General features: G+C 72.4%; 28 protein-coding genes and 1 pseudogene. 4 read left to right on the top strand and 25 right to left on the bottom strand.

The genetic code is table 11. The annotated features are described in order from the left end of the window. Positions 1-69 precede the first annotated feature (69 nt). The 11 genes from H0S66_RS14350 to H0S66_RS14300 form a co-directional block, all read right to left on the bottom strand. Entirely contained in the window at positions 70-1,788 is a 1,719-nt protein-coding gene (locus H0S66_RS14350) for a glycerol-3-phosphate dehydrogenase/oxidase (protein WP_179615986.1), read from the bottom strand. Positions 1,789-1,830: 42 nt separating this feature from the next. Next, positions 1,831-3,297: a glycerol kinase GlpK gene (gene glpK / locus H0S66_RS14345; RefSeq protein WP_246305649.1), complete on the bottom strand. Its 1,467-nt coding sequence runs from the start codon at positions 3,295-3,297 to the stop codon at positions 1,831-1,833. A 138-nt stretch (positions 3,298-3,435) separates the two neighbouring features. Then, entirely contained in the window at positions 3,436-4,314 is an 879-nt protein-coding gene (locus H0S66_RS14340; protein WP_179615984.1) for an MIP/aquaporin family protein, read from the bottom strand. Positions 4,315-4,421: 107 nt separating this feature from the next. Next, positions 4,422-4,829, bottom strand: a complete 408-nt coding sequence (locus H0S66_RS14335; RefSeq protein WP_179615983.1) for a hypothetical protein — start codon at positions 4,827-4,829, stop codon at positions 4,422-4,424. 4 nt (positions 4,830-4,833) lie between these two features. Next, the gene (locus H0S66_RS14330) at positions 4,834-5,382 is read right to left on the bottom strand and encodes a histidine phosphatase family protein (protein ID WP_179615982.1); all 549 of its coding nucleotides are present in this window, start codon (positions 5,380-5,382) and stop codon (positions 4,834-4,836) included. Further along, positions 5,379-6,275: a phosphatidate cytidylyltransferase gene (locus tag H0S66_RS14325; RefSeq protein WP_246305153.1), complete on the bottom strand. Its 897-nt coding sequence runs from the start codon at positions 6,273-6,275 to the stop codon at positions 5,379-5,381. The genes H0S66_RS14330 and H0S66_RS14325 overlap by 4 nt, the downstream gene beginning before the upstream one ends. 23 nt (positions 6,276-6,298) lie before the next feature. Then, complete coding sequence (gene frr, locus H0S66_RS14320) at positions 6,299-6,853, bottom strand: ribosome recycling factor (RefSeq protein ID WP_179617416.1); 555 nt, start codon at positions 6,851-6,853, stop codon at positions 6,299-6,301. A gap of 73 nt (positions 6,854-6,926) precedes the next feature. Continuing rightward, positions 6,927-7,643, bottom strand: a complete 717-nt coding sequence (pyrH, locus tag H0S66_RS14315; RefSeq protein WP_179615980.1) for a UMP kinase — start codon at positions 7,641-7,643, stop codon at positions 6,927-6,929. Between the two features lie 120 nt (positions 7,644-7,763). Beyond that, entirely contained in the window at positions 7,764-8,576 is an 813-nt protein-coding gene (gene tsf, locus H0S66_RS14310) for a translation elongation factor Ts (RefSeq protein ID WP_179615979.1), read from the bottom strand. A 108-nt stretch (positions 8,577-8,684) separates the two neighbouring features. After that, entirely contained in the window at positions 8,685-9,644 is a 960-nt protein-coding gene (gene rpsB, locus H0S66_RS14305) for a 30S ribosomal protein S2 (RefSeq protein ID WP_179615978.1), read from the bottom strand. Between the two features lie 340 nt (positions 9,645-9,984). Beyond that, positions 9,985-11,508: an LVIVD repeat-containing protein gene (locus H0S66_RS14300; protein WP_246305152.1), complete on the bottom strand. Its 1,524-nt coding sequence runs from the start codon at positions 11,506-11,508 to the stop codon at positions 9,985-9,987. Positions 11,509-11,676: 168 nt separating this feature from the next. On the opposite strand from H0S66_RS14300, the gene H0S66_RS14295 reads away from it, so the two are divergent. Beyond that, positions 11,677-12,351: a DUF305 domain-containing protein gene (locus H0S66_RS14295; RefSeq protein ID WP_179615977.1), complete on the top strand. Its 675-nt coding sequence runs from the start codon at positions 11,677-11,679 to the stop codon at positions 12,349-12,351. Positions 12,352-12,471: 120 nt separating this feature from the next. Continuing rightward, positions 12,472-13,161 carry a M23 family metallopeptidase gene (locus H0S66_RS14290; RefSeq protein WP_218876331.1) on the top strand — a complete coding sequence of 230 codons (690 nt, stop codon included), beginning with the start codon at positions 12,472-12,474 and terminating at the stop codon, positions 13,159-13,161. A gap of 87 nt (positions 13,162-13,248) precedes the next feature. Here the strand turns inward: H0S66_RS14290 and H0S66_RS14285 are convergent, their stop codons facing one another. The 7 genes from H0S66_RS14285 to H0S66_RS14255 all read right to left on the bottom strand — a co-directional run bounded on the left by H0S66_RS14285 (position 13,249) and on the right by H0S66_RS14255 (position 20,203). Continuing rightward, positions 13,249-14,193, bottom strand: coding sequence for a tyrosine recombinase XerC (locus H0S66_RS14285; protein WP_179615975.1), 945 nt, complete (start codon positions 14,191-14,193; stop codon positions 13,249-13,251). Positions 14,194-14,221: 28 nt separating this feature from the next. Further along, on the bottom strand, positions 14,222-15,358 hold the full coding sequence (dprA, locus tag H0S66_RS14280; RefSeq protein WP_179615974.1) for a DNA-processing protein DprA: 1,137 nt from the start codon (positions 15,356-15,358) through the stop codon (positions 14,222-14,224). Beyond that, positions 15,358-16,956, bottom strand: coding sequence for a YifB family Mg chelatase-like AAA ATPase (locus tag H0S66_RS14275; RefSeq protein ID WP_179615973.1), 1,599 nt, complete (start codon positions 16,954-16,956; stop codon positions 15,358-15,360). Before H0S66_RS14275 ends, dprA begins: the two co-directional genes overlap by 1 nt. After that, positions 16,956-17,324, bottom strand: a complete 369-nt coding sequence (locus tag H0S66_RS14270) for a YraN family protein (RefSeq protein ID WP_179615972.1) — start codon at positions 17,322-17,324, stop codon at positions 16,956-16,958. Before H0S66_RS14270 ends, H0S66_RS14275 begins: the two co-directional genes overlap by 1 nt. Positions 17,325-17,438: 114 nt before the next feature. Then, positions 17,439-19,313: a pilus assembly protein TadG-related protein gene (locus H0S66_RS14265; protein ID WP_179615971.1), complete on the bottom strand. Its 1,875-nt coding sequence runs from the start codon at positions 19,311-19,313 to the stop codon at positions 17,439-17,441. Further along, entirely contained in the window at positions 19,310-19,729 is a 420-nt protein-coding gene (locus tag H0S66_RS14260) for a TadE/TadG family type IV pilus assembly protein (RefSeq protein ID WP_179615970.1), read from the bottom strand. The genes H0S66_RS14265 and H0S66_RS14260 overlap by 4 nt, the downstream gene beginning before the upstream one ends. Positions 19,730-19,894: 165 nt before the next feature. Next, positions 19,895-20,203 carry a DUF2469 domain-containing protein gene (locus H0S66_RS14255; protein ID WP_179615969.1) on the bottom strand — a complete coding sequence of 103 codons (309 nt, stop codon included), beginning with the start codon at positions 20,201-20,203 and terminating at the stop codon, positions 19,895-19,897. Positions 20,204-20,276: 73 nt separating this feature from the next. Between H0S66_RS14255 and H0S66_RS14250 the strand changes: the two genes are divergently transcribed. Together H0S66_RS14250 and H0S66_RS14245 are read left to right on the top strand one after the other, a co-directional pair. Then, on the top strand, positions 20,277-21,014 hold the full coding sequence (locus H0S66_RS14250) for a YqjF family protein (protein WP_258016925.1): 738 nt from the start codon (positions 20,277-20,279) through the stop codon (positions 21,012-21,014). A 56-nt stretch (positions 21,015-21,070) separates the two neighbouring features. Then, a complete protein-coding gene (locus H0S66_RS14245) occupies positions 21,071-21,277 on the top strand; it encodes a hypothetical protein (RefSeq protein ID WP_179615968.1) in 207 nt (68 codons plus the stop codon). A gap of 38 nt (positions 21,278-21,315) precedes the next feature. Here H0S66_RS14245 and H0S66_RS14240 read toward each other — a convergent pair whose 3' ends face one another. The 7 genes and pseudogenes from H0S66_RS14240 to H0S66_RS14215 all read right to left on the bottom strand — a co-directional run bounded on the left by H0S66_RS14240 (position 21,316) and on the right by H0S66_RS14215 (position 25,436). After that, entirely contained in the window at positions 21,316-21,975 is a 660-nt protein-coding gene (locus tag H0S66_RS14240) for a ribonuclease HII (RefSeq protein ID WP_179615967.1), read from the bottom strand. A 10-nt stretch (positions 21,976-21,985) separates the two neighbouring features. Continuing rightward, positions 21,986-22,792, bottom strand: coding sequence for a signal peptidase I (gene lepB, locus H0S66_RS14235; protein ID WP_258016924.1), 807 nt, complete (start codon positions 22,790-22,792; stop codon positions 21,986-21,988). A gap of 28 nt (positions 22,793-22,820) precedes the next feature. Further along, positions 22,821-23,174, bottom strand: a complete 354-nt coding sequence (gene rplS / locus H0S66_RS14230) for a 50S ribosomal protein L19 (protein ID WP_179615966.1) — start codon at positions 23,172-23,174, stop codon at positions 22,821-22,823. A 200-nt stretch (positions 23,175-23,374) separates the two neighbouring features. Then, positions 23,375-23,647: a GNAT family N-acetyltransferase gene (locus tag H0S66_RS20595; protein ID WP_258017225.1), complete on the bottom strand. Its 273-nt coding sequence runs from the start codon at positions 23,645-23,647 to the stop codon at positions 23,375-23,377. Positions 23,648-23,869: 222 nt separating this feature from the next. After that, positions 23,870-24,556 (bottom strand): annotated as a pseudogene (gene trmD, locus H0S66_RS20590) (tRNA (guanosine(37)-N1)-methyltransferase TrmD); the annotation flags it as partial. 5 nt (positions 24,557-24,561) lie between these two features. After that, positions 24,562-25,110, bottom strand: a complete 549-nt coding sequence (gene rimM, locus H0S66_RS14220) for a ribosome maturation factor RimM (RefSeq protein WP_219633577.1) — start codon at positions 25,108-25,110, stop codon at positions 24,562-24,564. Positions 25,111-25,193: 83 nt separating this feature from the next. After that, positions 25,194-25,436, bottom strand: a complete 243-nt coding sequence (locus H0S66_RS14215; protein ID WP_179615964.1) for an RNA-binding protein — start codon at positions 25,434-25,436, stop codon at positions 25,194-25,196. Between the last annotated feature and the right edge of the window lies 1 nt (position 25,437).

Raw genomic sequence — 25,437 nt, 5'->3', positions numbered from 1 at the left:
CCCAGTCTCCCACCCGGCTCCCCGCCCGGGCGAACTCCCGGGCGAGCTCCCGTGCGGGACCCGGCCCACTCAGCTCAGCGGCACCACGTCGGGCGCCCCGAGGCGAGCCGCGTCGGCGGTCTCGTCGTCGGGCTGCTGCTGGCTCTCGCGCTCGGCCGCGACCCGGGCCCGGTAGTGCTCGATCTCGAGGTCGACCTGCTCCTTGCTCCAGCCCAGCGGGTCGCTGACCAGCGCGGCGACCTCCTCGACCACCCCCAGCCCGCGGTCGAAGGTCTCGATCGAGATCCGGGTGCGCCGCGTCAGCACGTCGTCGAGGTGGCGCGCGCCCTCGTGGGTCGCGGCGTAGACGACCTCGACGCGCAGGTAGTCCGAGGCACCGGCCAGCGGCTCGCCGAGCGAGGCGTCGTCGGCCACCATCGCGAGCAGCTCGTGCACCAGCGAGCCGTAGCGCTGGAGCAGGTGCTCGATGCGCACCACGTGCAGCCCCGAGCGCTCCGCGAGCTGGTGGCGGGTGTTCCACAGGGCCTGGTAGCCCTCGGCGCCCAGCAGCGGGACCTGCTCGGTCACCGATGCGGGGACCGCACGCTCCTCGTGGCGCAGCATCCCGAAGACCGCCTCGTCGATGACGTCCTTGGCCATCACCCGGTACGTCGTGTACTTGCCGCCGGCGATCACCACCAGGCCCGGCGCGGGGTGGCCCACCGCGTGCTCGCGGGAGAGCTTGGAGGTGGCCTCCGACTCCCCCTCCAGCAGCGGGCGCAGACCGGCGTAGACGCCCTCGACGTCGTCGCGGGTCAGCGGGGTCTCCAGCACCGCGTTCACGTGGTCGAGCAGGTAGTCGATGTCGGCCTCGCTGGCCGCGGGGTGCGCCTTGTCGAGCTCCCAGTCGGTGTCGGTGGTGCCGATGATCCAGTGCCGACCCCACGGGATGACGAAGAGCACCGACTTCTCGGTGCGCAGGATCAGCCCGGTCTCGGAGCGGATGCGGTCCTTGGGCACCACGAGGTGCACGCCCTTGCTCGCCCGCACCCGGAACGCGCCGCGCTGACCGCCCAGCGACTGGGTCTCGTCGGTCCACACGCCGGTGGCGTTGACGACCTGCTTGGCGCGCACCGTGACCTGCTCACCGCTCTCGAGGTCGTGGACCACGGCGCCGGTGACCCGCTCGCCCTCGCGCAGCAGCTCCACCACCCGCGCCCGGGAGGCCACCTTGGCGCCGTAGGCCGCCGCCGTGCGGGCCAGGAACATGGTGTGCCGGGCGTCGTCGACCTGGGCGTCGTAGTAGTGCAGCGCGCCGACCAGGGCGTCCTTGCGCAGCGCCGGCACCAGCTTGCGCGCGCCGCGGCGGGTCAGGTGCTTGTGCAGCGGCAGCCCCGAGCGGCCCGAGATCCGCGACAGGGCGTCGTACAGCGCGACGCCGGAGCCGGCGTAGAGACGCTCCCACCCGCGGTGCTGCAGCGGGTAGAGGAAGCCGACCGGGCGGATCAGGTGGGGCGCAAGGGTCTGCATCAGCAGACCGCGCTCCTTGAGCGCCTCGGCGACCAGGGCGAAGTCGAGCATCTCGAGGTAGCGCAGGCCGCCGTGGATGAGCTTGCTGGAGCGGCTCGAGGTGCCGGAGGCGAAGTCGCGCGCCTCCACGAGCCCGACCTTGAGGCCCCGGGTGGCCGCGTCGAGCGCGGCGCCGGTGCCGACCACCCCTCCCCCGACGACGAGCACGTCGAGCTGCTCGTCGGCCATCTCCTGCAGGGACGAGGCGCGGAACTGCGGCGACAGGGCGACGGGTCTCATGGTCCTACTCTCCCGGGCGGGGCAAGGGGGGCGGCAGCGGCATCAGTCGACGTCGACCCAGTCGAGGGTGCGCTGCACCGCCTTGGTCCACTGCGCGTGGCCCTCGGCGCGCTGCTCGTCGCTCCACTGCGGCGACCACCGCCTGCCCTCGTTCCACTTCTTGCGCAGCTCCTCGGTGCCCGACCAGAAGCCGACCGCGAGCCCCGCGGCGTACGCCGCCCCCAGGCAGGTGGTCTCGGCCAGCACCGGCCGGCTCACCTCGACGCCGAGGGTGTCGGCCTGGATCTGCATGCACAGCTCGTTGGCGGTCACGCCGCCGTCGACCTTGAGCACCTCGAGCTTCACCCCGGAGTCCTGCTCCATGGCCGCGGCGACGTCGCAGCTCTGGTAGGCGATCGCCTCGAGGGTGGCCCGGGCGACGTGGGCGTTGGTGTTGTAGCGCGAGAGCCCGACGATCGCGCCGCGGGCGTCGGAGCGCCAGTGCGGGGCGAAGAGCCCCGAGAAGGCGGGCACGAAGTAGACGCCGCCGTTGTCGTCGACCTGGCGGGCCAGCGACTCGCTCTGCGAGGCGCCCGAGATGATGCCGAGCTGGTCGCGCAGCCACTGCACCGCCGAGCCGGTCACCGCGATCGAGCCCTCGAGGGCGTAGACCGGCTCCTCCTTGCCGAAGCGGTAGCACACGGTGGTCAGCAGCCCGTGCTGGGAGCGGATCAGCTCGGTGCCGGTGTTGAGGAGCATGAAGTTGCCGGTGCCGTAGGTGTTCTTGGCCTCCCCCGGCTCGAAGCAGACCTGGCCCACGGTGGCGGCCTGCTGGTCGCCGAGGATGCCGGTCAGCGGCACCTCGCCGCCGAAGGGGCCGTCCTTGCGGGTCGTGCCGTAGCCGTCGGGCTCGCTGGAGGAGCGGATCTCGGGGAGCATCGCGCGGGGGATGTCGAAGAGACCGATCAGCTCGTCGTCCCACTCGCAGGTCTCGAGGTCCATCAGCATGGTGCGGCTGGCGTTGGTGACGTCGGTGACGTGCACGCCGCCGTCGGTGCCGCCGGTGAGGTTCCAGATCAGCCAGGAGTCGGTGGTGCCGAAGATCGCCTCGCCCTGCTCGGCGGCCTCGCGCACCCCGTCGACGTTCTCGAGGATCCACTGGATCTTGCCGCCGGCGAAGTAGGTGGCCGGCGGCAGCCCGGCGCGGTGCCGGATCAGGTCGCCGTGGCCGTCGCGCTCGAGCTTGGAGGCGATCTTGTCGGTGCGGGTGTCCTGCCACACGATCGCGTTGTAGTAGGGCCGCCCCGTCGACCTGTTCCACACCACGGTGGTCTCGCGCTGGTTGGTGATCCCGACCGCGCAGAGGTCGGAGGCGTCGAGGCCGGCCTTGCCCATCGCCTTCTGGATCACCGACCGGGTGCGCTCCCAGATCTCGACGGGGTCGTGCTCGACCCAGCCGGCCTTCGGCATCACCTGCTCGTGCTCGAGCTGGTGGCGCGCGACCTCCTCGCCGTCGTGGTCGAAGATCATGAAGCGGGTGCTGGTGGTCCCCTGGTCGACGGCGCCGACGTAGCGGGCACTGGTCTCGGTCACGGGGTCTCTCCTCGGTGGATCGGTGGTGCGGCGGTCAGGGTGCGGCGGTCAGGGTGGGGCGCCCAGGGGGCCGGGTCAGCGGGCGGCCGGCTCGGGGACGGGCTCGGGCAGCGGCTCGCCGACGGCGTCGGGGCCCTCGACGCTGCCGGGGGCCTCCTCGGCGACCTCCTCGTCGGGGTCGGTGAGGTGGTCCTCGACGAGGTACTTGAACAGCGCGCCGCCGACCAGCCCACCGAGCAGCGGCGCGACGATCGGCAGCCAGAAGTAGAGGTAGCCGTTCTGGTCGCGCAGCGCGCCGTCGTAGCCGGTCAGCAGTGAGGCGATGCGCGGGCCGAAGTCGCGCGCGGGGTTGATCGCGTAGCCGGCGTTGGCGCCCCAGGCCATGCCGATGGCGACCACCACCAGGCCGATCACGAACGGCCCCAGGTTCGCCATCGGCGGGTTGTTCCACGCCGAGGTCAGGGCGAAGATCAAGAACACCAGGATCGCGGTGCCGACGACCTGGTCGACGAAGGCGCTGGAGATGCTCACGTCGGCCACCCCGTTGCCGGGCAGCGTCGAGAAGATGCCCTGGGTCGCGATCGTGTGCTCGGGGTCGACGGCCGCGATCAGGTCGGCGTACGACGCCCGCACGATCAGCGCCGCCACGAAGGCACCGAGGGTCTGGGCCAGGGTGTAGGGCAGCACCTTGCGCCACGAGAAGCCCTTGAAGACGGCCAGCGCCAGGGTGACCGCGGGGTTGAGGTGGGCGCCGGAGAGCCGGGCGGCCACGTAGACGCCCAGCGTCACGCCGAGCCCCCACGCCCACGCGATCGAGTCGTGGTCGCCGAGCGCCCCGTCCTGGCTGGTGGCGACCTGGGCGACGACGCCCACGCCGAAGAGGATGAGGATCATCGTGCCGGCGAACTCCGCGCACATCTCCCCGACGATGGCCGGTCTCCTGCTGCGTGACATCGTGACCTCCGAGTAGGGCGATGTGGTGGACGTGTGGTGGTCGTCACATCCCTCTACCCAGCGCTACGGAGACCCACACCTGCGATCTCGCAGCGGGCCGCGGGGCCTCAGGCCCGGCTGACCAGCACCCAGACCACCAGCGCGGCGACCCCGAGCACCACCACGGCGGTGGAGACCACGCCGAAGAGCATGTAGCGCCCGAAGCGGCGCGTGTGGGGGGCCACGACCAGCCCCAGCGGCACCGCCAGCGCGACCAGCACGAAGGGGAACAGGTCGGTGGCGGTCTCGTCGTCGGTGACCGCGTTGAGCACCGCGGCGTACACCGAGGGCACCAGCAGCACGAACAGCAGGCCGCTGAAGAACCCGGACAGCGGCGTGAAGACCGGGTGGTCGCGGTGCCACCAGCTCGGGCGGCCCGCCGTCGCACCCGCCGCGGTGTCGGTGTCGGAGGCGGTGTCGGGTCCGGTGTCCTGCGGGGTGGTCGGCGCCACGGCGTCGTCGTCGGTGGTCACCATGGCCTCAGTCTCCCACCCGGTCGTCGTCGCCGCGCTCAGGCGCGTCGGGGACCACGACCACGTCGGGGAAGCCCAGCGCGCGCCAGCGCCGGAGGTCCGGCTCGGCACCGGCCAGCGCCGCGGCCGCGAGGGTCCAGGCCGTGCCGTGGCCGACCAGCACGACCTCCTCGCCGCGGTGCACGTCGACGATCCGGGCCACGGCCGCCGCCACCCGCGCCCGGCAGCGCGCCAGCGGCTCCCACCCCTCGTACGCCGCCAGCTCGGGCTCGGCGAAGGCGCGGGCGACGACGGTCTCGAAGTCCTCGACCCACGCCGCGCCGCGCTCGTGCTCGCGCAGGTCGTCGACGACCCCGACCTCGCCCTCGGTGAGGAGCTGGGCGGTGGCGACCGCCTTGGGCTCGGGCGAGCAGAACCACACGGCGCGCCGGGGCAGGCGGCCGGACTCGCGCAGCGCCCACACGTCGTCGAAGCCGGCCGGGTCGAGCTCCCAGCGCGCGGCGGGCACCCCCGGCTCGACCAGCGGACGACCGTGGCGGACCAGGTGCAGGCTCACGCCCGGAAGACCAGGTGGTGCAGCAGCAGCCAGACCGGTGCGATGGTGGCCAGCAGCGAGTCGAGGCGGTCCATCAGGCCGCCGTGGCCCGGGATCACCTGGCTCATGTCCTTGATGCCGAGGTCGCGCTTGACCACCGACTCGCACAGGTCACCCAGGGTGGCCATCACCGCGACGATCAGGCCCAGGAAGACCCCGACCCACCAGCGGCCGTCGAGCAGCCAGACCATGGCCACGACACCGGCGGCGACGCTGAAGACAACCGAGCCGACGAAGCCCTCCCACGACTTCTTCGGCGAGATCACCGGGGCCATCGGGTGCTTGCCGAAGAGCACGCCGAAGGTGTAGCCGCCGGTGTCGGAGAGCACCGTGACGGCGATGAAGACGATGATGCCGCGCACCCCGTCGTTCTCGAACCCGCCGCCGTAGAGCCCGCCCTCGCGCAGCAGCAGCGCGACGAAGGCCCCGAGGAACGGCACGTAGACCAGGGTGAACAGCGAGGCCGAGGCGTTCTGGACGTAGCCGTCGATGCCGCGGCGCAGCAGCCACAGCATGGTGACCAGCGCGGTCACCGCCGTGGCGGTGACCAGGGCGTCGGCGCCGAAGACGTAGGCGACCACGACCATCACCGCGCCGCCGAGCATCAGCGGCTCCTCGGGCAGGTCGATGCCCTTGGCGCTCAGCCCGCGGCCCAGCTCCCACACCGCCACCACGACCGCGGCCACCACGATCACCATGAACGCGGTCTTCCACAGCAGCAGCGAGGCCAGGATGGCCCCGATCAGCACGAAGGCCGAGGTGAAGGCGGCACGCAGGTCACGGCCGGCGCGACCGTGGTCCTTCGCAGGGGGCGCGCCGGCCGGGGTGCCCGGAGGCGTGGTGGGGTTCGTCATCGGCATCAGCAGCGAGGGAGGTCTCAGACCTCCAGCAGCTCGGCTTCCTTGTTCTTGAGCATCTCGTCGATGGCGTCGGTGTGCTTCTTGGTGGTCACGTCGAGCTTCTTCTCCGCGCCCGTGACGTCGTCCTTGCCGACCTCGCCGTCCTTCTCGAGCTTCTCGAGGCCCTGCTTGGCCGAGCGGCGCAGGTTGCGGACCGCGACCCGGCCGTCCTCGGCCTTGGTGCGCGCGACCTTGATGTACTCCTTGCGGCGCTCCTCGGTCAGCTCGGGGAAGTTGCAGCGGATGACCTTGCCGTCGTCGGCGGGGTTCACGCCGAGGTCGGAGTCGCGGATGGCCCGCTCGATGTCCTTCATGGCGCTCTGGTCGAAGGGCGCGATGAGGATGACGCGCGCCTCGGGGGCGGTGAAGGAGGCCAGCTGCTGCAGCGGCGTCGGGGAGCCGTAGTAGTCCACGACGATCTTGGAGAACATCGAGGGGTGGGCGCGCCCGGCGCGGATCGCCGCGAACTCCTCGCGGGTCGCCTCCACCGACTTGCTCATCTTGGTGTCGGCCTCGTTGAGGATGTCGTTGATCACGGCTGCTCCTGGGTTCGTCGCGTACGTCGGTCGGTGCGGGCTGGGTGCGGGCTCTGGGTGCGTCGCGCGGTCAGTCGGCGCTGACCAGCGTGCCGATCTTCTCACCCTTGAGCACGCGCGGGATGTTGCCCTCGGGCTCCATGCCGAAGACCACCATCGGCAGCTTGTTCTCGGCGCACAGGGTGAAGGCGGTCTGGTCGACCACCTCGAGGTTGCGCTGGATGGCGTCGGCGTAGGTGATGGTGTCGAACTTGGTGGCGTTCGGGTCCTTGCGCGGGTCGGCGTCGTACACGCCGTCGACGCCGCTCTTGGCGAAGAACACCGCGTCGCAGCGGCTCTCCAGCGCCCGCTGGACCGCCACGGTGTCGGTGGAGAAGAACGGCATGCCCATGCCGGCGCCGAAGATGACCACGCGGCCCTTCTCCATGTGCCGGATGGCGCGGCGCGGCACGTAGGGCTCGGCGACCTGGCCCATGGTGATGGCGGTCTGCACGCGGGTCTCGACGCCCATCTTCTCGAGGAAGTCCTGCAGGGCCAGGCAGTTCATGACGATGCCGAGCATGCCCATGTAGTCGGCACGCACGCGGTCCATGCCGCGCTGCTGCAGCTCGGCGCCGCGGAAGAAGTTGCCGCCGCCGGTCACGACGGCGATCTGCACGCCCGAGCGGGCGACCTCGGCCACGTCGAGGGCGATCTTCTGCACCACGTCGGGGTCGACGCCGACCTTGCCGCCGCCGAAGACCTCCCCGGAGAGCTTGAGGAGGACACGCTGGTACTGCTGGGTCATCGGGTTTCCCTTCGTGGGGGTGTGGGCACAGCACGAAGGCCGGCCCGTTGATCCATCTGGTGGGGGATCAAGCGGACCGGCCTCCTTGGCGTCAGGTGCAACCTAGCGGATCAGCGCCTCTCAGGCACCGACCTCGAAGCGGGCGAAGCGCTTGAGGGTGGTGCCGGCCTCCTTGAGGACCGCCTCCACGCTCTTCTTCGACTCCGTCACCGACGGCTGCTCGAGGAGGACGACCTCCTTGAAGAAGCCGTTGACCCGGCCCTCGGTGATCTTGGCGATCGCCTGCTCGGGCTTGCCCTCCTCGCGCGACTTCTGCTCGGCGATGGAGCGCTCCGACTCGACGACCTCGGCGGGGACCTCGTCGCGGCTCAGGTACTGCGGGCGCATCGCGGCGATCTGCATCGCGGCGCCGCGCGCGGCCTCGTCGGAGCCGTCGTACTCGACCAGGACGCCCACGGCGGGCGGCAGGTCGGCGGCACGCTTGTGCATGTAGGTCACGGTGGGGCCCTCGAAGTAGGCCACGCGACCGAGCTCGATCTTCTCGCCGATGGTGATGGCGAGCTGCTCGACGACCTCGCCGACGGTCTTGCCGTCGAGCTCGACGGCCTTGAGCGTCTCGGTGTCGCCGGCCTTGGCGGCGTCAGCGGCGGCGGCGATCTTCTCGGCGGCCGCGACGAAGTCGTCGTTCTTGGCCACGAAGTCGGTCTCGGAGCGCATCTCGACCAGCGCGCCACCGGAGGTGACGACCAGGCCCGAGGAGGCCTCGCGCTCGGCGCCGCGCTTCGCGGCCTTGGCCTCGCCCTTGACCCGCAGGATCTCGACGGCCTTGTCCAGGTCGCCGTCGGCCTCGGTCAGCGCCTTCTTGCAGTCCATCATGCCGGCGCCGGTCTGCTCGCGGAGCTTCTTGACGTCGGCCGCGGAGATGTTCGTCATTGACGTTCCGTCCCTCGAAGAGAAAGTGGTGGAGTAGCGGGAAGTTCCCCGGCGTGCCGCCGTCCGCGAGCCCCGGAGGGCTCGCGGACGGCGGTCAGCGCGGAGAGGTCAGGCCTTGGCCTCGTCCTTGGCGGCCTCGTCCGTGGCGGCCTCGTCCGAGGTGGCCTCGGGCGCGACGGGGGCCTCGGTCGCCTCGGCGGCGGCCTCGTCGGAGGCGGCAGCCTCGGTCGACGCGCCGGTGGCCTCGGAGGCCGCGGTGTCGTCGGCCTGGGTGGCGCTCTCGGCGGCCTTCTCGGCCTCGCCGGCCAGGAGCTCGCGCTCCCACTCGGCCAGGGGCTCGTCGGTGGTGCCGGAGCCGGCACCCTCGCTCTTGCCGCCACCGCGGGCGATGAGGCCCTCGGCGACCGCGTCGGCGATGACGCGGGTCAGCAGACCCACGGCGCGGATCGCGTCGTCGTTGCCCGGGATCGGGAAGTCGACCTCGTCGGGGTCGCAGTTGGTGTCCAGGATGCCGATGATCGGGATCCGGAGCTTGCGGGCCTCCTCGACGGCGAGGTGCTCCTTCTTGGTGTCGACGATCCACACGGCCGACGGGACGCGGCCCATCTCGCGGATGCCGCCCAGGGTGCGGTCGAGCTTGTCGCGCTCCCGCTTCATCTGCAGGAGCTCCTTCTTCGTGCGGCCCGAGCCGGCGACGTTGTCGAAGTCGACCTCGTCGAGCTCCTTGAGGCGGTTGATCCGCTGGTGCACGGTCTGGAAGTTGGTGAGCATGCCGCCCAGCCAGCGCTGGTTGACGTAGGGCATCCCGACGCGGGTCGCCTGCTCGGCGATCGCCTCCTGGGCCTGCTTCTTGGTGCCCACGAACATCACGGTGCCGCCCTTGGCGACGGTCTCCTTGATGAAGGCGTACGAGCGGTCGATGTAGCTCAGCGACTGCTGCAGGTCGATGATGTAGATGCCGTTGCGCTCGGTCATGATGAAGCGCTTCATCTTCGGGTTCCAGCGACGGGTCTGGTGTCCGAAGTGGACGCCGCTCTCGAGGAGCTGGCGCATGGTCACGACTGCCATGAAGTTCTCTTCTCCTGTGTGGAGCCCGCGCCCGTGGTGCCCGGCCTTGACACAGGCCGGACCGGTAGCGGTGCTCCGGTCGTTTTCAGTTCCTGCGGCCGACGGGTGCCGACCGCCCTGACGCTCGCGCGCGACCCGACCCGGCGAACCGGGACCACGGGTCACGCCCTCGGGTGCTCGGGGCCCGGAGTGGGCCTCGTCCGTGGTGTGCGGGCGTGCGAAGTCAGTCCTTGCGGACTGCTGGATCCAGCGTAGTCCACCGCCGCGGCCGCAGCGAATCCACGCCTCGACGCGACGAGGCCCCGGACCTGACCGGTCCGGGACCTCTGCGTCAGCCGGGTCAGCCGTTGAAGGACGGCTGGGACTGCGGGTTGAAGACGTCCATCCGCACACGGTACGCGGTCTTCGCGCGCGGGTCGTCGAGCTCGAGCACGTCGAAGCCCTGCTGGATGTCGTTGGAGTAGATGTAGCCGTTGTACCAGTACGCCGACCAGGAACCACCGACGACGAGCTTCTCCTCCGACAGCGGTCCCCGGTCGAACCACGCGATCTCGCGCGGGTTGGTGGAGTCGGTGAAGTCGAAGACCGAGATGCCGCCCTGGTACCAGGCCTGCACCATCCAGTCGCGGCCCTTGACCGGGATCAGCGAGCCGTTGTGAGCCACGCAGTTCTCCGTGTTGGCCTGGGTGCGCGGGATCTTGTAGTAGCTGGCGAACACCAGCTCGCCGTCGACGATGTCGTAGATCCCGTTGGCGCCCTTGGTCTCACCCACCGTCGGGTTGCAGGTGGCGCCACCGCCACCGCCGAGCTCGTCGGTGAACACCACCTTGGTGCCCTTGTCGTTGAACGTCGCGGAGTGCCAGAAGGCGAAGTTCTCCTGGTCCTGCACCCGTTCGGTGACCACGGGGTTGGACCGGTCGGAGATGTCGAGCAGGATGCCGTCACCCATGCACGCCCCGGCAGCGAGGTCCTTGGCCGGGTAGGCCGTGATGTCGTGGCAACCGGCCGTCGCGCGGGAGTACCCGGTCCCGTCGCTGCCACCGTCGGGGAAGAGCACCGGCGTCGCGACCAGGCTGGCCTCCGCGGGCGCAGCCACGGGCACCTGCACGACGCTGATCTTGTCGTGCGGCGGCTGGCAGTCGGGGTAGTCCGCCCGCGGGTTGTAGGACGAGACGTAGACGAACAGGTCCTTGCCGTCCTTGCCCGGCGCCAGCGTGTGGGTGTGGGAGCCGCAGTCGGTCTCGACCGAAGCGACGTACGCCGGGTCGGCCGGGTCGCTGATGTCGAAGACCCGGATGCCCTCCCACGACGATTCGTCGGTCGCCGACTGCGAGGTGCTCGAGCACGAGTCGTCGCTGCGGCTGGAGTCGACGCTCAGCACGAGGATGTCACCCCACACCGAGACGTCGTTCTGGGAGCCGGGGCACAGGACCTGCTTGACCACGCTGGGGGCGGCCGGGTCGGAGAGGTCGTAGACGGTGAACCCGTCGTAGTTGCCGGCGTAGGCGTGCTCGCCCTTGAAGGCGAGGTCGCTGTTGAAGCCCAGCAGGGGCGCCTGCTTCGGGGTGTTGTGGACCAGCTCCAGGTTGGCACTGCTGGCCATCTCGCCTGGCGCCAGCTGGGCACCGCTGTCGTCCAGGGGGGCGAAGTCGGCGCCCGGCTGGCAGGCATCGGCGAAGTTGTCCTTGCCCCGCTCGAGCTGTCGCTCCAGCCCGGGAGGGCAGACCTCGGACCTCGGGTCCTGGCCCTCCTCCGCGCCCGAGGGCGCGACGATGCCGGCCAGTCCGAGCGCCACACCGGTCGCGAGGCCGAGGCGGACCCAGGTGGCACGCCGGCCCCCCGGTCGTCCCGTGGTTTCATGCATGGAGGAGGCCCTTTCGTCGGTGACGGAGGCGGGCTTGCGCACCGCCACGGATGTCGTACCTTGGCCCGCGAGACGTCCGGAAGAGGCTGCTACCTGCACGTTCGTGCATTGCAGGAAGGTGAGGCAGCGGACCTCACGATCCCGGGCCCGAGCCGCAGGAGAAGACCCTTGAGTGGTGCATGTGTCCCCCGTCCCGTCCTGGCCGCGGCCTCCCTCGTGGTCGTCCTGGGGCTCTCTGCGTGCAGCGGCCCGGCCGGCGACGAGCAGCCGGCCGGCTCGTCGGCGCCCGTCGTCCGGCCCGGAGGGCCCGGCGACCCGACGGCGCTGGTCGATCCCGACGACATCAGCGCCGAGGACCCGTGGAACCACGCGGACGTGGCCTTCATGCAGATGATGATCCCTCACCACGCCCAGGCGCTCGAGATGTCGGAGCTGGCCGGGGAGCGGGCGGCGAGCCCTCAGGTCCGCGCGCTCGCCGAGCGCATCCGCGCCGCCCAGGGCCCCGAGATCATGAGCATGGCCGCCTGGCTGGACGAACGTGGCATGGACGTGCCGCGCGCTGTCGAGGACGCGGAGTCGTGGGACCACGCAGCACACGGCCACGACGGCATGGCCGGCATGCTGACCGAGACCGAGATGGAGGAGCTGGCCACGAGCGACGGCCCGGAGTTCGACAGGCTCTTCCTCGAGGGCATGATCGGGCACCACGAAGGGGCGCTCGACATGGTGGACCACGTCGCCGTCGAGGGTGAGGACCTCCGCGTCAGCGAGCTGGCGGCCGACATCGCCGTGAGCCAGACCGCGGAGATCGGTCGCATGGAGGACCTGCTCCGGCGCGTGTGAGCCCGGGCAGGACGGGCCGGGTCGCCAGGTCACGTCCACAGCAGCCCTGACCGGAGCCGATGTCCCCAGCAGAGGCCCGCGGGGCCCGAGGGCGCTCCGGTCGGCGACAGGATGCCGGCCATGCCCTCTCCCGCCCTGCTCCTGACCGGCCTCCCCGGACTGCTCCTGGTCGCTGCACTGGGCCCGTCGGCCTCACCCTGGTCGCCCGCACCCGGCGAGCCCGCGGAGCCCCCTTCCTCCGTGGCCGCCCCGGCGGCAGCGCCGGGCCAGCCGCGGGCACAGGGGGTCTGGCCGCTGCGTCCCGAGCCCGAGGTGGTCGAGACCTTCGACGCGCCGGCCTCCCCCTACGCGGCCGGCCACCGAGGCGTCGACCTGCTCGGGCGCGCCGGCCAGCCGGTGCGCACCGCGCTCGACGGCGAGGTCTCCTTCACCGGGCGGGTCGCCGGCCGCGGCGTCGTGGTGGTCTCCCACGGCGCGACCCGCACGACGTACGAGCCGGTGGCGGCGAGCCTGGCCGTCGGCGAGGCGGTGGTCGCCGGCGACGTCGTGGGGCGCCTGGAGGTCGCGCCGTCCCACTGCGTGCCCCGGGTGTGCCTGCACTGGGGCTGGATCGAGTCCGGCGCGGCCAGCGAGCAGTACCTCGACCCGCTGCGCCTGGTCGGCGCGGGCCCGGTCCGCCTGCTGCCGCTGTGGACCACCACCCCGCTCACCCCGCTCGGTCCAGCCGCCCCGCTCGCACCGAGCGTCGCGCCACCGTCGTACGACACCCCCTACCGAGCCGTCCTGACCAGCCTTGCTGCGCTCCTGTGACCCCGAGCCGGCGCCAGTTCCTCACCGAGTCGGCGCCAGTTCCGCGAACTGGCGCCGACTCGGTGGTGAAGTGGCGCCGGGTCGCGGTCAGGCGCGCGGGTGGGCCTGGCGGTACGCCGCTCGCAGCCGGTCGGTGGTCACGTGCGTGTAGAGCTGGGTCGTGGCCAGCGAGGCGTGGCCGAGCAGCTCCTGCACCGAGCGCAGGTCGGCCCCGCCCTCGAGCAGGTGGGTGGCGGCGGTGTGGCGCAGGCCGTGCGGACCGATGTCGGGGGCGCCGGGCACCTCGGCGATGCGCTTGTGCACCAGCGTGCGCACCGCCCGCTGGTCGATGCGCCCGCCCCGGGCCCCGAGGAAGAGCGCGGGCCCCGAGCCCTCGACGACCAGCTGCGGGCGGCCGTGGCGGGTCCAGAAGTCGAGCGCCCGCGCGGCCGGGCGCCCGAAGGGCACGCTGCGCTCCTTGCGGCCCTTGCCCAGCACCCGCACCACGTTGCGCTCGCGGTCGACGTCGTCGACGTCGAGGCCGGCGAGCTCCCCGACCCGGATGCCGGTGGCGTAGAGCAGCTCCAACATCGCCACGTCGCGCAGCCCCACCGGGCTGCCGTCGTCGGCCAGGTCGGTGGCGGCGCGGATCAGCTCGTCGGCCTCGTCGCGGCGCAGCACGGCCGGCAGCGTGCGGTGGGCCCGGGGGCTGGCCAGGCTCGACCCGACGTCCTGCTCGGCGCGGCCGGTGCGCGCCAGCCAGGCCGTGAAGACGCGGGCGGCGGTGGCGCGCCGGGCGATGGTGGTGCGCGACCTGCCGAGGCTCTGCTGCTGGGCCAGCCAGCTGCGCAGGGTGCGCAGGTCGAGGCGGCCGACGTCGTCGAGCCCGAGCCGTCGGGCGTGCTCGAGGAGACCGGCCACGTCGGTGACGTAGGCGCGCACCGAGTGCGGGGTCAGGTCGCGCTCGACGGCGAGGTGCTGCTCGTAGTCGCCGAGGACCCGGGCGAGGGCCTCGGGCAGCGCGTCTGCCTCCTGCTGCGCGTCGTCGGCCATGCCCGGAGTCTAGGAAGCCGGCGGGCGCTCACGGCAGAGCCAGCCCGGCGAGCCGCCACCCGTGGCCGTCGCTGCGCACCAGCCCGGCCTCCTGCAACCGCACCAGGACGGCGTCGGTCGTCCCCGGGCCGATGCCGGCGGTGCGGGCGATCGAGACGCTCGGGACGGCCCGCGAGACCGGCACCGCGTCGAGGACCTGGCGGTCGACCGGGTCGAGCCGGTCGCGGGTCGTCTCGGGCCCGCGCGGGACCTCCAGCAGGTGCTGCCCCGACTCGGCGACCATCTCGAGCACCTCGGGGCCGGTGGTCACCAGCCCCGCTGCCCCGACCCGCACCAGCTGGTGCACCCCCTGGGACTGCGCCGAGGTCACGGGACCGGGCACCCCCATCACCGGCCGGTTGAGCTGGTGGGCCCAGTTGGCGGTGTTCAGCGCCCCGCTGCGCAGTGCGGCCTCGACCACGACGGTGCCGCTGGTCAGCGCTGCGATCAGGCGGTTGCGGCTCAGGAAGCGCATCCGCATCGGCGACCAGCCGGGTGGCGCCTCGGAGACGACGGCGTGACGGGTGGCGAGGTGCTCGATGAGGTCGCGGTGCGCCTCGGGGTAGATCCGGTCGGCACCGCAGGCCAGCACCGCGACGGTCGACCCGTCGCTGCCGAGGGCTCCGCGGTGCGCGGCCTGGTCGATCCCGAACGCGGCCCCGGACACCACCGGACGCCCGGCCCCGGCGACCTGGGCGGCGATGTCACCGGCGACCGAGGCGCCGTACCCGGTGGCGGTGCGGGCGCCGACGACCGCCACCGACCCTGCGAGGGTGTCGAGGCGCTGCGGTCCGCGCACCCACAGCCCCACCGGCACTCCCCCGCGTCCCTGCACCCGGGGCTGCTCGAGGTCGGCCAGCTGGTGGGGCCACTCGTCGTCGGCGGGGGTGACGAACCGGATGCCCTGGCGGGCGGCGATGGCCAGGATGCGCTCGGGCTCGAGGCCACCGCTGCGGGCCTGCGTCTCGGCCTGCAGCTCGGCGAGGTCCGGGTGGCTGTCGGCGAGCTGCTGCAGCGTCTCGACGGGGCCGATGCTGCTGATGCTGGCCAGCAGCCGCGGGTCGCCGGGCTCGACGATGCGCGAGAGCGCGACACGGGCGAGGCGGTCGTCCTGCCAGACCCGCATCAGGCACCCCGCTCGAGGACGCTCAGCATCAGGGGGTCACCGGACCGCAGCCGCAGCGCCGTGTCGACCTCGTCCTTGCCCGGTCGCCGCTCGGCGTCGACGTCGGGCAGCAGGTCGAGCACCGACCAGGCCAGCCGGTGCACCCGGACGGCGCCGCGGCTGGTCACTTCGGCGTTGTAGAGGGCCTTGTCGAGCATCGCCTGCCCGTCCTCGCGCAGCGGCCAGCTCTCGCGCAGTGCGGCTCCGGGGACCTGGGAGTTGAGCCGCCAGGTGCACCCGCGGTAGCGCTCGGCCTGGCGCCGCCGGGCGCGGGCGACGCGTTCGCGCACGATCGCGGAGGTCTCGCGCACGGCGAGGGGGTCGCGCCGCTCGTGGGGTCGCACCGGGTCGACCTGGCGCGTGATGTCGATGCGGTCGGTGACCGGGCCGGTGACCTTGCGGCGGTAGTCGCGGCGCACGGTGTCGCGGCACGAGCACCGGTTGGCGCCGGCATCGGCACGGAAGTCGCCGCAGGGGCACGGGTTGGCGGCCAGCACGACCATCCCCCGGGCCGGCAGGGTGACCAGCTCCTCGGCCCGGGCGACGGTGATCTCGCCGTTCTCGAGCGGTTCGCGCAGCGCCTCGATGACGTCGGCGCGGAAGAGGGGGAACTCGTCGAGGAGGAGGACGCCGCAGTGGGAGCGGCTGAGCTCGCCGGGGCGCACCTGACCGCTGCCGCCGCCGACGATGCTGGCCTTGCTGGCGTCGTGGTGGGGCGCCGAGTACGGCGGCCGGGTGAGCATGCCCCGGCTCGGGTCGAGCACGCCGGCCAACGAGTGGATGGCGGTCAGCTCGAGGGACTCCTCCGGCTCGAGGTCGGGCAGGATCGTGGGGATGCGCTCGGCGAGCGTGGTCTTGCCCGACCCCTTGGGCCCCTGCAGCAGCAGGTGGTGACCGCCCGCGGCGGCGACCTCGGCGGCGTACCGCGCGTCGGCCATGCCGATCAGGTCGGACATGTCGGCCTCGTCGCGGCGGTCGGAGCCGCGCCAGGAGAGCAGGCTGGCCCCCGACGACGAGGCGACGGGGGGCGCGTCGGGCACCTCCTGCCCGCACAGCTGGGCGACGACCTGGCGCAGCGAGCGCATCCCGAAGACGGTGGTGCCGGGCACCATCGCGGCCTCGGCGGCCTGCGGCTCGGGCACGAACACGGTGTGGATGCCGGCCTCGCGGGCGGCCAGCACCATCGGCAGCACGCCGGCCACCGGCCGCAGCCCGCCGTCGAGGGTGAGCTCGCCGACGAAGAGGCAGCCCTCGAGCGACCTCTCGGTCATCACCGCGTCCGCCGCCAGGACGGCCAGCGCCATGGCCAGGTCGAAGTGGGTGCCGCGCTTGCGCAGGTCCGCCGGGGAGAGCAGCACCGTGATGCGCTTGGTGGCCGGCCACCCGAGACCGGAGTTGATGATGGCCATCCGCACCCGGTCGCGGGCCTCGCTGATGGCGATGTCGGGCCGCCCGACCAGGGTGGTGCCCACCTGGCCCGGCGAGACGTCGGCCTGCACGTGGATGAGGTGCCCGACGGCGCCGTGCAGCGACACCGTCCGGGCGGTCGCGAACGGCATCAGACCAGCCCCCGCACGTGCTCGACCTCGGCGGCGCCCTTCGCGGCCAGCCGGACCGCGACCAGGTCGACCCGCACCTCCGGCAGACGCACGTCGCGCGCCACCTGCCACTCCTCGCCGAGGCGTTGCAGGCGCTCCAGCTTGGCGGGGGTCACCGCCTCGTGCGGCGAGCCGCCCTCGTCACCCGCCCGGGTCTTCACCTCGCACACCACGAGGACCTCGCCCTCCTGGAGCACCAGGTCGACCTCGCCGACCGGGCACCGCCAGTTGCGCTCGAGCAGGGTCATCCCCTGCTCCACCAGGTGGCGCGCCGCCACCCTCTCGCCGTACGCCCCGAGGGCCTGCCGGCTCGCTGCTGTCGCTGTCATCTCCGACCTCCTGGAGACCAGGGTCGGAGACGGGGCCCGCCGGAGGAACGCCTCCCGAGGCCCTTGTGGAGAAGCGCGGCCTCGCGTCGGGATGTGGACGTCTCGCGGTCCTCCTCAGCCGACCAGCGAGGGGTGCCCGCACACAGGCGGCGTCACGGCGAGCAGGTCGGCGCCCGCGGTCCGGATGCCCAGCAGGCTGGACACGGGCACGAGGGCCTTGTTCACGTTGGCGATCACGCTCGCTGTGGAGGTGGTGATGACCGAGGAGGTCAGCGCGTTCAGTATCGGCGCGAGGTTCAGCTGGGTCAGGGAGACGGTGCTCGTCCGGGCGCCGGTCAACGTGCTGATCCTCACCGAGACGGTGCTCTGGGCCGCATCGAGGACCACTCCTGCCGACGGCAGCGCAACCGGGGAGCCCGCAGCCGAGGACTCGACATCGGAGTAGTCACGCGGAGGGACCAGGTAGTTGGTCGGCGCGGTGGCCACGGAGCCGGGCGTCGACGACGCCACGGAGGTGCGAGCCATGACATCGAAGGTCACCTCGACCTTGGTGACGGTCGCCAGAAGTCCGAAGAGCGAGCTGAGGAGGTCGTTGAGCACTGTGCCGGGGAGGATGCTGCTGCCCGTCGTGTCGATCGTCCCCCTGAGGCGGAAGGGCAGAGACACCTCGGTGGTGAGCAGGTTCGTGTCGATCATGACGCCGATGCCCTCGGGGTCCGTGGCAGTCCCACCACCGCAGGTCGCCGAGACGAGCCGGCCGGAGGCGCCCGCCAGGGTTGCAGCCACGCGCAACGTCCCGTTCTTGCTCGTCGGATCCGTCGGGATGCTGACGTCGAGCGACCCCAGCGAACCGAGGCCGAGCTTGTTGGGGAGGGTGAAACCGAGGTCTGCGGCGAGGGCGACCTGCGCCGTGCGCGCCACAGCACTGCCGACGGTGCCGCATGCCTGCTGCGGCGCCTCGATCGCCCTCAGCTCGATGTTCCCCGACGAGACGTGCGGCGTCGACCAGGCGACTCCGGTGTCCAGGAAGTTGTTGCCGTTGGAGACCACTGCCCCCACCCCCAACGCAACCGACCCGAGCAGGTCGACGACGTTGAGCCTGCCCTCGAGCACCGAGCCGTCGCCGACCGACAGGATCTGCCCCACGTCCACACGGAGGCTCTGTGTGACTCCCCGGGCCATGGAGAGCACCTCGGCCTGGGCGGAGCTGTTCCCTTCTTGTCCCAGCACATGAGCACTGGCATCGAGCAGGTCGGCGACCCGCACAGCGCCGAGGGACGCCAGCTCCTGCGGCGACCCGATGCCGAGTCGGGCTGCGAGCTGGCCCAGGTCCAGGGTCGTGCGCAGCAGGCCCTGGTATCCGACGGCCTTGAGGTTCAACCCGAGGGCGTCCTTGACCATCGCGTCGAAAACGTCCCCGACGGGCGTACCACCCGTGTCGAGGGCCGCAGCGAACGACCCGAGCCTGAAGCACGCGTAGGTCGACGCGTTGGCGAGCGCAGAACGCGTGGCCTGTCCCTCACCCACCGCGAATGCGAAGTCGACGCTCCCAGTGGCCGTGACGAGCACTGCGTCGGGCACCTGGTCAGCCGGCACGGGCACCGGGTCGCCCGCTGGGTCACGCACCGGGACGCGTGCACCCCGTGTGTCGGTCGTCAGGGTGACCAGGGTGGGCGTCAGGTCCCTGACCTGGCCGACCCGGCTTCTGTTCCTGGAGAGGCTCGCGGCGACGACTTCGTCGAGGGAATCATGGGTCGGATCACCGGACGTCACCTGCTGAGCGGTCCGACCGTCGAGAAGTCTGGCAGCGTCGATGGCGACGACGTCGGCGAGTGCTTGCATGTCGCTGCGGACGACCCGCTGCATACCGAGGTCGACCGCGAACGCACCCATCGTGACGAGGAGCAGGGACGTCACGGCCACGAAGACCGCGACGGCCCCCGTCTCGTGGCGGTCGCGTCGCCGACGACGCTGGATGGCTCGCTTCATGAGCCGAGCGTGGAGGACGCGGTGTAGGACAAGGTGGCGGGAAGCGCGAAGTCGTAGACGAGCTTGGGTTTGGAGGGGTCACCGGCGTAGTCCCACGACACTGTGACGTCGATGCAGCCGCAGGCCGAGTCGGGCGCGGCCACGCAGGAGAGGTAGCCGCTGTTGCAGGGGACCCCCAGGACGCTCTGGATCGCTGCGAACGCGATGGGGGCCCTGTCGCTGACCGTGGGTGGTGCGAGTGCTGCGGCGCGCGCCCCTTCCGCCGCGGCCTGGCTGATGGACTGCCGGAAGCTGAGCATGTAGCCGTAGCTGATGATGCCGAAGACCAGCACGAGCAGCAGCGGCACCACGAGCGCGAACTCGACCGCGGCCGCACCCCGCTCGCGCTCAGGCGCGCGCCGAACCCCTCCAGCCATGCTCCCCACCCCGTCTTAGACGCGGACTCCCGATCCGCTCCACCGAGCGTAGGGAGCCGCGGCGGGTCCCGGGAGGGTTCGCAGGGGTAGATGGCCCAGAAGGACTAGTCATCGTGGACGCTCGGCCCCCTCCGGGGAGGCCGGCGCCGGTCGCGGGCGACCCGCTCAGGCCTCGGGCGGCTCGACCTCGGAGGGCTGCAGCTCCTCGACGTTGACGTCCTTGAAGGTCAGCACCTTGACGTTCTTGGCGAAGCGCGCGGGGCGGTACATGTCCCACACCCACGCGTCGCTCATCGAGACCTCGAAGAACACGTCGCCCTGCTCGGTGCGCGCCTTCACGTCGACCTGGTTGCACAGGTAGAACCGGCGGTCGGTCTCGACGACGTACTTGAAGATCCCCACCACGTCGCGGTACTCGCGGTAGAGGGTCAGCTCCATCTCGGCCTCGTACTGCTCGAGCTCCTCGGCGCTCACACGTGCTCCTCACTCGACCGGCGGACCTGCTCGCCCACCCTCGCGGCGAGGTGGGCACTGGCATCGTAGACGTGTGCCAGCCACCTCGAGCGCGACTCCCCCGGGCCAGGGCCCGCCGCTGCCCGGTCGGGCGATCATGGACCAGTGGTGGCGCGACATCACGTTCCTGCACTGGCCCGTCGACCCCGCCGTGGTCGCGCCGATGATGCCCCGGGGGGTGCGCCCCGACCTGTACGACGGTGCCGCCTGGGTCGGCCTGATCCCGTTCCGGATGGTCGACGCGGGCGTCGGCGAGGGGCACCCGGCCCCGTGGCTGGGGACCTTCCTCGAGACCAACGTGCGCCTCTACTCCACCGACGACCGGGGCCGCCACGGCGTCGTCTTCCGCTCGCTCGACGCCGACCGCCTGGCCGTCGTCGCCGGGGCCAACGCCGGCTTCGGGGTGCCCTACAAGTGGGCCCGGATGTCGGCCGGACGGCGGGACGGCGGGTGGCGCTACGAGATGCGCCGTCGCACCGGCGGGCGCCCGCGCAGCGTCATCGACGTCGAGGTCGGCGAGCCGGTCGACCCCGACCCGTTGGAGCTGTTCCTCACCGCCCGCTTCGGCTTGCACACCTCCGTGCTGGGGCGCACCCTGTGGGTGCCCAACACGCACGGTCCCTGGCCGCTGCACCGCGCCCGGGTGCGCGAGCTGCACGACGAGCTGGTGACCGCCGCCGGCCTGCCCGGCGTCGCGACCACCCCTCCCGTCTCGGTGCTGCACTCGCCGGGCGTGCGCACCCGGTTCGGGACGCCCCAGCCGGTGCGGTGAACCCGGCTGTCGCGATGGACCGGGCGGACCGGGCCCCGGGTGGGCACACTGGGGCCATGGACGAGACGAACGTGGTGGCGATGCCGCAGCGGAGCCCGCGCCCGGCACGCCCCACGCGCGACAGCGACCCGGAGCGGATCCGCGCGGCCCGCGCCCTCGAGGCGGCCCGAGCCGGGGCCGAGTCGGACCTGGACGACGTGCGGGTCGAGGACATCGACGCCGCGCTGCGCGAGCAGCGGCGGCGCGGGCTGCGCAGCGTCTAGGTCACGCCGAGCGCCGCGACCGACGCCTGCTCCCTTCCTCAGGAGGGCAGCCCGGCCGCCCGGCGCACGTTGACGAAGCGCATCCGGTGCACCGGCGAGGGACCGTGCTCCTCGAGCGCGCGCGTGTGGGTGTCGGTGATGTAGCCCTTGTGCGTCTTGAAGTCGTACGCCGGCCAGTCGCGGTCGAGGTCGCGCATCAGGCGGTCGCGGGTCACCTTCGCGAGCACCGACGCGGCCGAGATGCACGCCGCGACCCGGTCGCCCTTCCACACCGCGAGCCCCGGCACGCCGAGCCCGTCGACGGGGAAGCCGTCGGTGAGCACGTAGTCGGCGGGCACGTCGAGCAGGGCCACCGCCCGTCGCAGCGCCTCGATGTTGGCCACGTGCATGCCCAGGCGGTCGCACTCCTCGTGGGAGACCACCACGACCGACCAGGCGACGGCGCGCCGCACGACCTGGTCGTAGCAGCGCTCGCGGGCCTTCTCGGTGAGCAGCTTGGAGTCGGCGAGCCCCGGCACGATCCCGCTGCGCCCGGGCGGCAGGATGCAGGCGCCGGCGACCAGGGGCCCCGCGCAGGCCCCGCGACCGGCCTCGTCGACGCCGGCGACGGCCTCGAGCCCGTGGCGGCGCAGGGCGCGCTCGTAGCCGTAGAGCCCGGCGTCGCGCCGGACCGTGGACCCCTTCGGCAGCAGCGACACGGTCGGGCCCCTAGGAGGCGTCCGGCACGTCGTCGAACGCGTCGGTGGCCTCGAGACCCCCGAAGCGGTCGGTGGGCCACAGCAGCAGCCACACCTTGCCGACGACCAGGTCGGTGGAGACGTACTCGTCGCCGGGCACGCACTCGGTCTCGTCCTCGAGGCACATGTGCACCGTCGAGTCGGCCGAGCGGCCGCGGTTGTCACCCATCACGAAGACCGATCCCTCGGGCACCGGGCCGGCCTTCCAGGAGCAGTTGCCGGTCATCGGCCCCCGGCAGCCGCGCACCCGCTTGTCCTCCAGGACGTACTCGTCCTCGTCGAGGGCCACCCCGTTGACGACCAGGCGCTTCCGGTCGTCGCAGCACACGATGGTGTCGCCCTCGACGCCCACCACGCGCTTGACCAGGAACCCGGTGTCGGGCAGCAGCCCGATCGCGGCGAGCGCGCCGGAGACGGGGTTCGTGGGCTCGTCGACCTCGCCGCTGGTCAGCCAGCCGCCGGGGTCCTCGAAGACCACGACGTCGCCCCGCTCGACCTCGCCGCCGAACCAGCCCGACCACTTCTCGACCAGGATGCGGTCGTCCTCGACGAGACCGGGCTCCATGGACTCGGAGGGGATGTAGAAGGCCTGCACCACGAACGACTTCAGCAGCAGCGCGATGACCACCGCGAGGCCCAGCAGCAGCACCGACTCCAGCCACAGCGGCAGTCCACGGCGGCTCTGGTCACGCGCCGCGGCGACCCGCTCGGCCGGGGACGGCACGACCCCGCCGCCCTGGGTGGTCGGGCGCGCGGGGTCGTGGTCGTCGCTGCTCACGCGGCGAGTGTAGAGAAGGGGTCGCGGATCAGAACTCGCGACGCTCCTTGATCTTCGCAGCCTTGCCGCGCAGGTTGCGCAGGTAGTAGAGCTTCGCGCGACGCACGTCACCGCGGGTGACGACCTCGATGGTCTCGAAGATCGGGGAGTGCAGCGGGAAGGTGCGCTCGACGCCGACGCCGAAGGAGACCTTGCGGACGGTGAAGGTGCGGCCGACGCCGGAGCCCTGCACGCGGATCACGACGCCCTGGAAGATCTGCACGCGCGAGCGCGAGCCCTCGATGACCTTCACGTGCACCTTGACGGTGTCACCGGCGCGGAAGTGGGGGTTGTCGTCGCGCTTGATCTCGTTGCCGAGCTGGGCGACCAGGTTGTTGCTCATGGTGTCTCCTCGCGAGTGCCACAGATCAGCCGCGGAATCAGGTGGTGCTGGAACGGACGTGCCTGCACTGAGCTCCGGTGGCGTGGGCCGCCCTCTGTGGCAGGCGTCCGACGCGGGCCCCCCGTGCGTTCCTCGGGGCTGCCCTCCGGTCCGGCAGGACCAGCGTCGAAGTCTGCCACAGGCGCGACCCCCGACCGAAATCAGCCGCGGCCCGTGCGCCGCCGTGCCTTGGTCAGCACCGCGGGCCCCGACGGCCCGTCCAGCACCTCGCGCACCCGGTAGCCGGCCCGCTTGTAGCGCCGCAGGTTGGCCTCGCTGTCCTTGCCGGTCACCAGCCGGTACGTCGTCGCCGACGGCGCAGCGACCCGTTCGGCGTGCTCGAGCAGCACGCGGCCCAGCCCGCGGCCCTGGAGGTCGGGGGCGACCATCAGCCGCCCGATCTCCCAGGTGGTGCCGTCGAGGCGGCCCCGCACCGAGCCCACCAGCCGCCCGGCGACCCGCACGACGTAGGTGTCCCACTCGGCCAGGGACGCGGCGGTGTCGGCGGTGCTCTCGTGCAGCGGCGGGATGGTCAGGTCGTCGTTGAGCAGCGCCTCGCCCACCCAGCAGGCCAGGGTCAGCACGTGCAGCTCGGCGACGTCGCCGGGCGCGGCCGGGAGCACCTCCCACTCCCCCGCCACGTGGCTGGCGTGCAGCAGGTCGGGGCGGCGCTCGGCGGTGCGGGCCAGGGACTGCTCGTGGCGCCAGGCGGCGATGGCCGCGTGGTTGCCGCTGAGCAGCACCGGCGGGACGTCGTGGCCGCGCCACGACGAGGGCTTGGTGTAGACGGGGTACTCCAGCAGCCCCTGCTCGTGGGACTCCTCCTCGAGCGAGGCGGCGTTGCCCATGAAGCCGGGCAGCAGGCGCACCACGGCCTCGGTGACGGCCAGCGCGGCCACCTCGCCCCCGTTAAGGACGTAGTCGCCCAGGGAGACCTCGACGACCTCCTCGGCGTCCTCGCGCTCGCGGGCGTGGTCGAGCACGCGCTGGTCGATGCCCTCGTAGCGGCCGCAGGCGAACAGCAGCCGCGGCCGGGTCGACAGCGCGCGCGCCAGCGCCTGGGTCAGCGGGCGTCCGGCGGGGCTGGGCACCACCACGGTGGCCGGGTGCGGGTCCTGGCCCAGCAGCTCGTCGAGCGCCTCGCCCCACGGCTCGGGCCGCATCACCATGCCGGCGCCGCCGCCGTACGGCGTGTCGTCGACGGTGCGGTGCCGGTCGCGGGTCCACCCGCGCAGGTCGTGCACGTGCACCTCGACCAGCCCGCGCGCGGCCGCCTTGCCCGGCAGGGAGAGACCCAGGGGGGCCAGGTAGTCGGGGAAGATCGTAAGGTAGTCCAGGCGCACGGGCGTCAGTCGTCCTCGGGCAGCGGCGTGACCAGCCCGGGGCGGTCGGCCACGACCACGCGGCCCGCAGCCAGGTCGACCTCGGGCACCAGCGCGGCGACGAAGGGCACCAGCGTGTCGCGCCCGTCGAGGGCCTTGACGCCCAGGAGGTCCTGCGCCCCGCCGTGCACCACCGAGCTGACCGTGCCGAGCGCGGTGCCGTCGGTGTCGACCACGGCGAGCCCGACCAGCTGGTGGTCGTAGAACTCCTCCGGGTCCTCGGGGGTGGCGTCGGCGGGCAGCTGGGCGTGCAGCACGATCCCGCGGGCCGCCTCGGCGGCGTTGCGGTCGCCGATCTCCTCGAAGGTCGCCAGCAGCACGCCCTGGTGCCAGCGGGTGCGCGCGACCCGCAGGGTGCGCCAGGTCACCGCCGACCCGCGCGGCTTCTCGACCTCGAGAACGGCGCCGTCAGCGAAGCGCAGCGCCGGCTCGTCGGTGCGCACGTCGACGGTCACCTCGCCCTTCAGGCCGTGGGGCTTGCCGAGCCTGCCCACCACCACGTCGATGGTCTCCACCGCTGTCTCCTGTCGAAATGACGTCGACCCGCCCAGGTGTCCCGGGCGGGTCGACGTGAGTGTGCTCAGTGCTGGTGCTGGGCTCAGCGGCGGCGGTCGACGTCGACGAAGTCGACCCGTGCCCCGCCACGGCCGGCGAGCGCACCGATGACGGTGCGGAACGCCGAGGCGGTGCGACCGCCCCGCCCGATCACCTTGCCGAGGTCGTCGGGGTGGACCCGGACCTCGAGGACCGAGCCACGGCGCAGCTCCTTGTCACGCACGCTGACGTCGTCGGGGTTGTCGACGATGCCGCGCACGAGGTGCTCCAGCGCCTCGGCGAGCATG

It is taken from the genome of Nocardioides marinisabuli (genome assembly GCF_013466785.1).
Taxonomy (GTDB): Bacteria; Actinomycetota; Actinomycetes; order Propionibacteriales; family Nocardioidaceae; genus Nocardioides; species Nocardioides marinisabuli.
This window is presented reverse-complemented; position numbering and strand designations above follow the sequence as displayed.

What these genes read in the sequence shown, in the direction of transcription:
- H0S66_RS14350 (WP_179615986.1), bottom strand. Translation starts at nt 1,788, where the DNA reads ATGAGACCCGTCGCCCTGTCGCCGCAGTTCCGCGCCTCGTCCCTGCAG.
- glpK (WP_246305649.1), bottom strand. Translation starts at nt 3,297, where the DNA reads ATGATCTTCGACCACGACGGCGAGGAGGTCGCGCGCCACCAGCTCGAG.
- H0S66_RS14340 (WP_179615984.1), bottom strand. Translation starts at nt 4,314, where the DNA reads ATGTCACGCAGCAGGAGACCGGCCATCGTCGGGGAGATGTGCGCGGAG.
- H0S66_RS14335 (WP_179615983.1), bottom strand. Translation starts at nt 4,829, where the DNA reads ATGGTGACCACCGACGACGACGCCGTGGCGCCGACCACCCCGCAGGAC.
- H0S66_RS14325 (WP_246305153.1), bottom strand. Translation starts at nt 6,275, where the DNA reads ATGACGAACCCCACCACGCCTCCGGGCACCCCGGCCGGCGCGCCCCCT.
- pyrH (WP_179615980.1), bottom strand. Translation starts at nt 7,643, where the DNA reads ATGACCCAGCAGTACCAGCGTGTCCTCCTCAAGCTCTCCGGGGAGGTC.
- tsf (WP_179615979.1), bottom strand. Translation starts at nt 8,576, where the DNA reads ATGACGAACATCTCCGCGGCCGACGTCAAGAAGCTCCGCGAGCAGACC.
- rpsB (WP_179615978.1), bottom strand. Translation starts at nt 9,644, where the DNA reads ATGGCAGTCGTGACCATGCGCCAGCTCCTCGAGAGCGGCGTCCACTTC.
- H0S66_RS14300 (WP_246305152.1), bottom strand. Translation starts at nt 11,508, where the DNA reads ATGCATGAAACCACGGGACGACCGGGGGGCCGGCGTGCCACCTGGGTC.
- H0S66_RS14290 (WP_218876331.1), top strand. Translation starts at nt 12,472, where the DNA reads ATGCCCTCTCCCGCCCTGCTCCTGACCGGCCTCCCCGGACTGCTCCTG.
- H0S66_RS14285 (WP_179615975.1), bottom strand. Translation starts at nt 14,193, where the DNA reads ATGGCCGACGACGCGCAGCAGGAGGCAGACGCGCTGCCCGAGGCCCTC.
- dprA (WP_179615974.1), bottom strand. Translation starts at nt 15,358, where the DNA reads ATGCGGGTCTGGCAGGACGACCGCCTCGCCCGTGTCGCGCTCTCGCGC.
- H0S66_RS14275 (WP_179615973.1), bottom strand. Translation starts at nt 16,956, where the DNA reads ATGCCGTTCGCGACCGCCCGGACGGTGTCGCTGCACGGCGCCGTCGGG.
- H0S66_RS14270 (WP_179615972.1), bottom strand. Translation starts at nt 17,324, where the DNA reads ATGACAGCGACAGCAGCGAGCCGGCAGGCCCTCGGGGCGTACGGCGAG.
- H0S66_RS14265 (WP_179615971.1), bottom strand. Translation starts at nt 19,313, where the DNA reads ATGAAGCGAGCCATCCAGCGTCGTCGGCGACGCGACCGCCACGAGACG.
- H0S66_RS14260 (WP_179615970.1), bottom strand. Translation starts at nt 19,729, where the DNA reads ATGGCTGGAGGGGTTCGGCGCGCGCCTGAGCGCGAGCGGGGTGCGGCC.
- H0S66_RS14245 (WP_179615968.1), top strand. Translation starts at nt 21,071, where the DNA reads ATGGACGAGACGAACGTGGTGGCGATGCCGCAGCGGAGCCCGCGCCCG.
- rplS (WP_179615966.1), bottom strand. Translation starts at nt 23,174, where the DNA reads ATGAGCAACAACCTGGTCGCCCAGCTCGGCAACGAGATCAAGCGCGAC.
- H0S66_RS14215 (WP_179615964.1), bottom strand. Translation starts at nt 25,436, where the DNA reads ATGCTCGCCGAGGCGCTGGAGCACCTCGTGCGCGGCATCGTCGACAAC.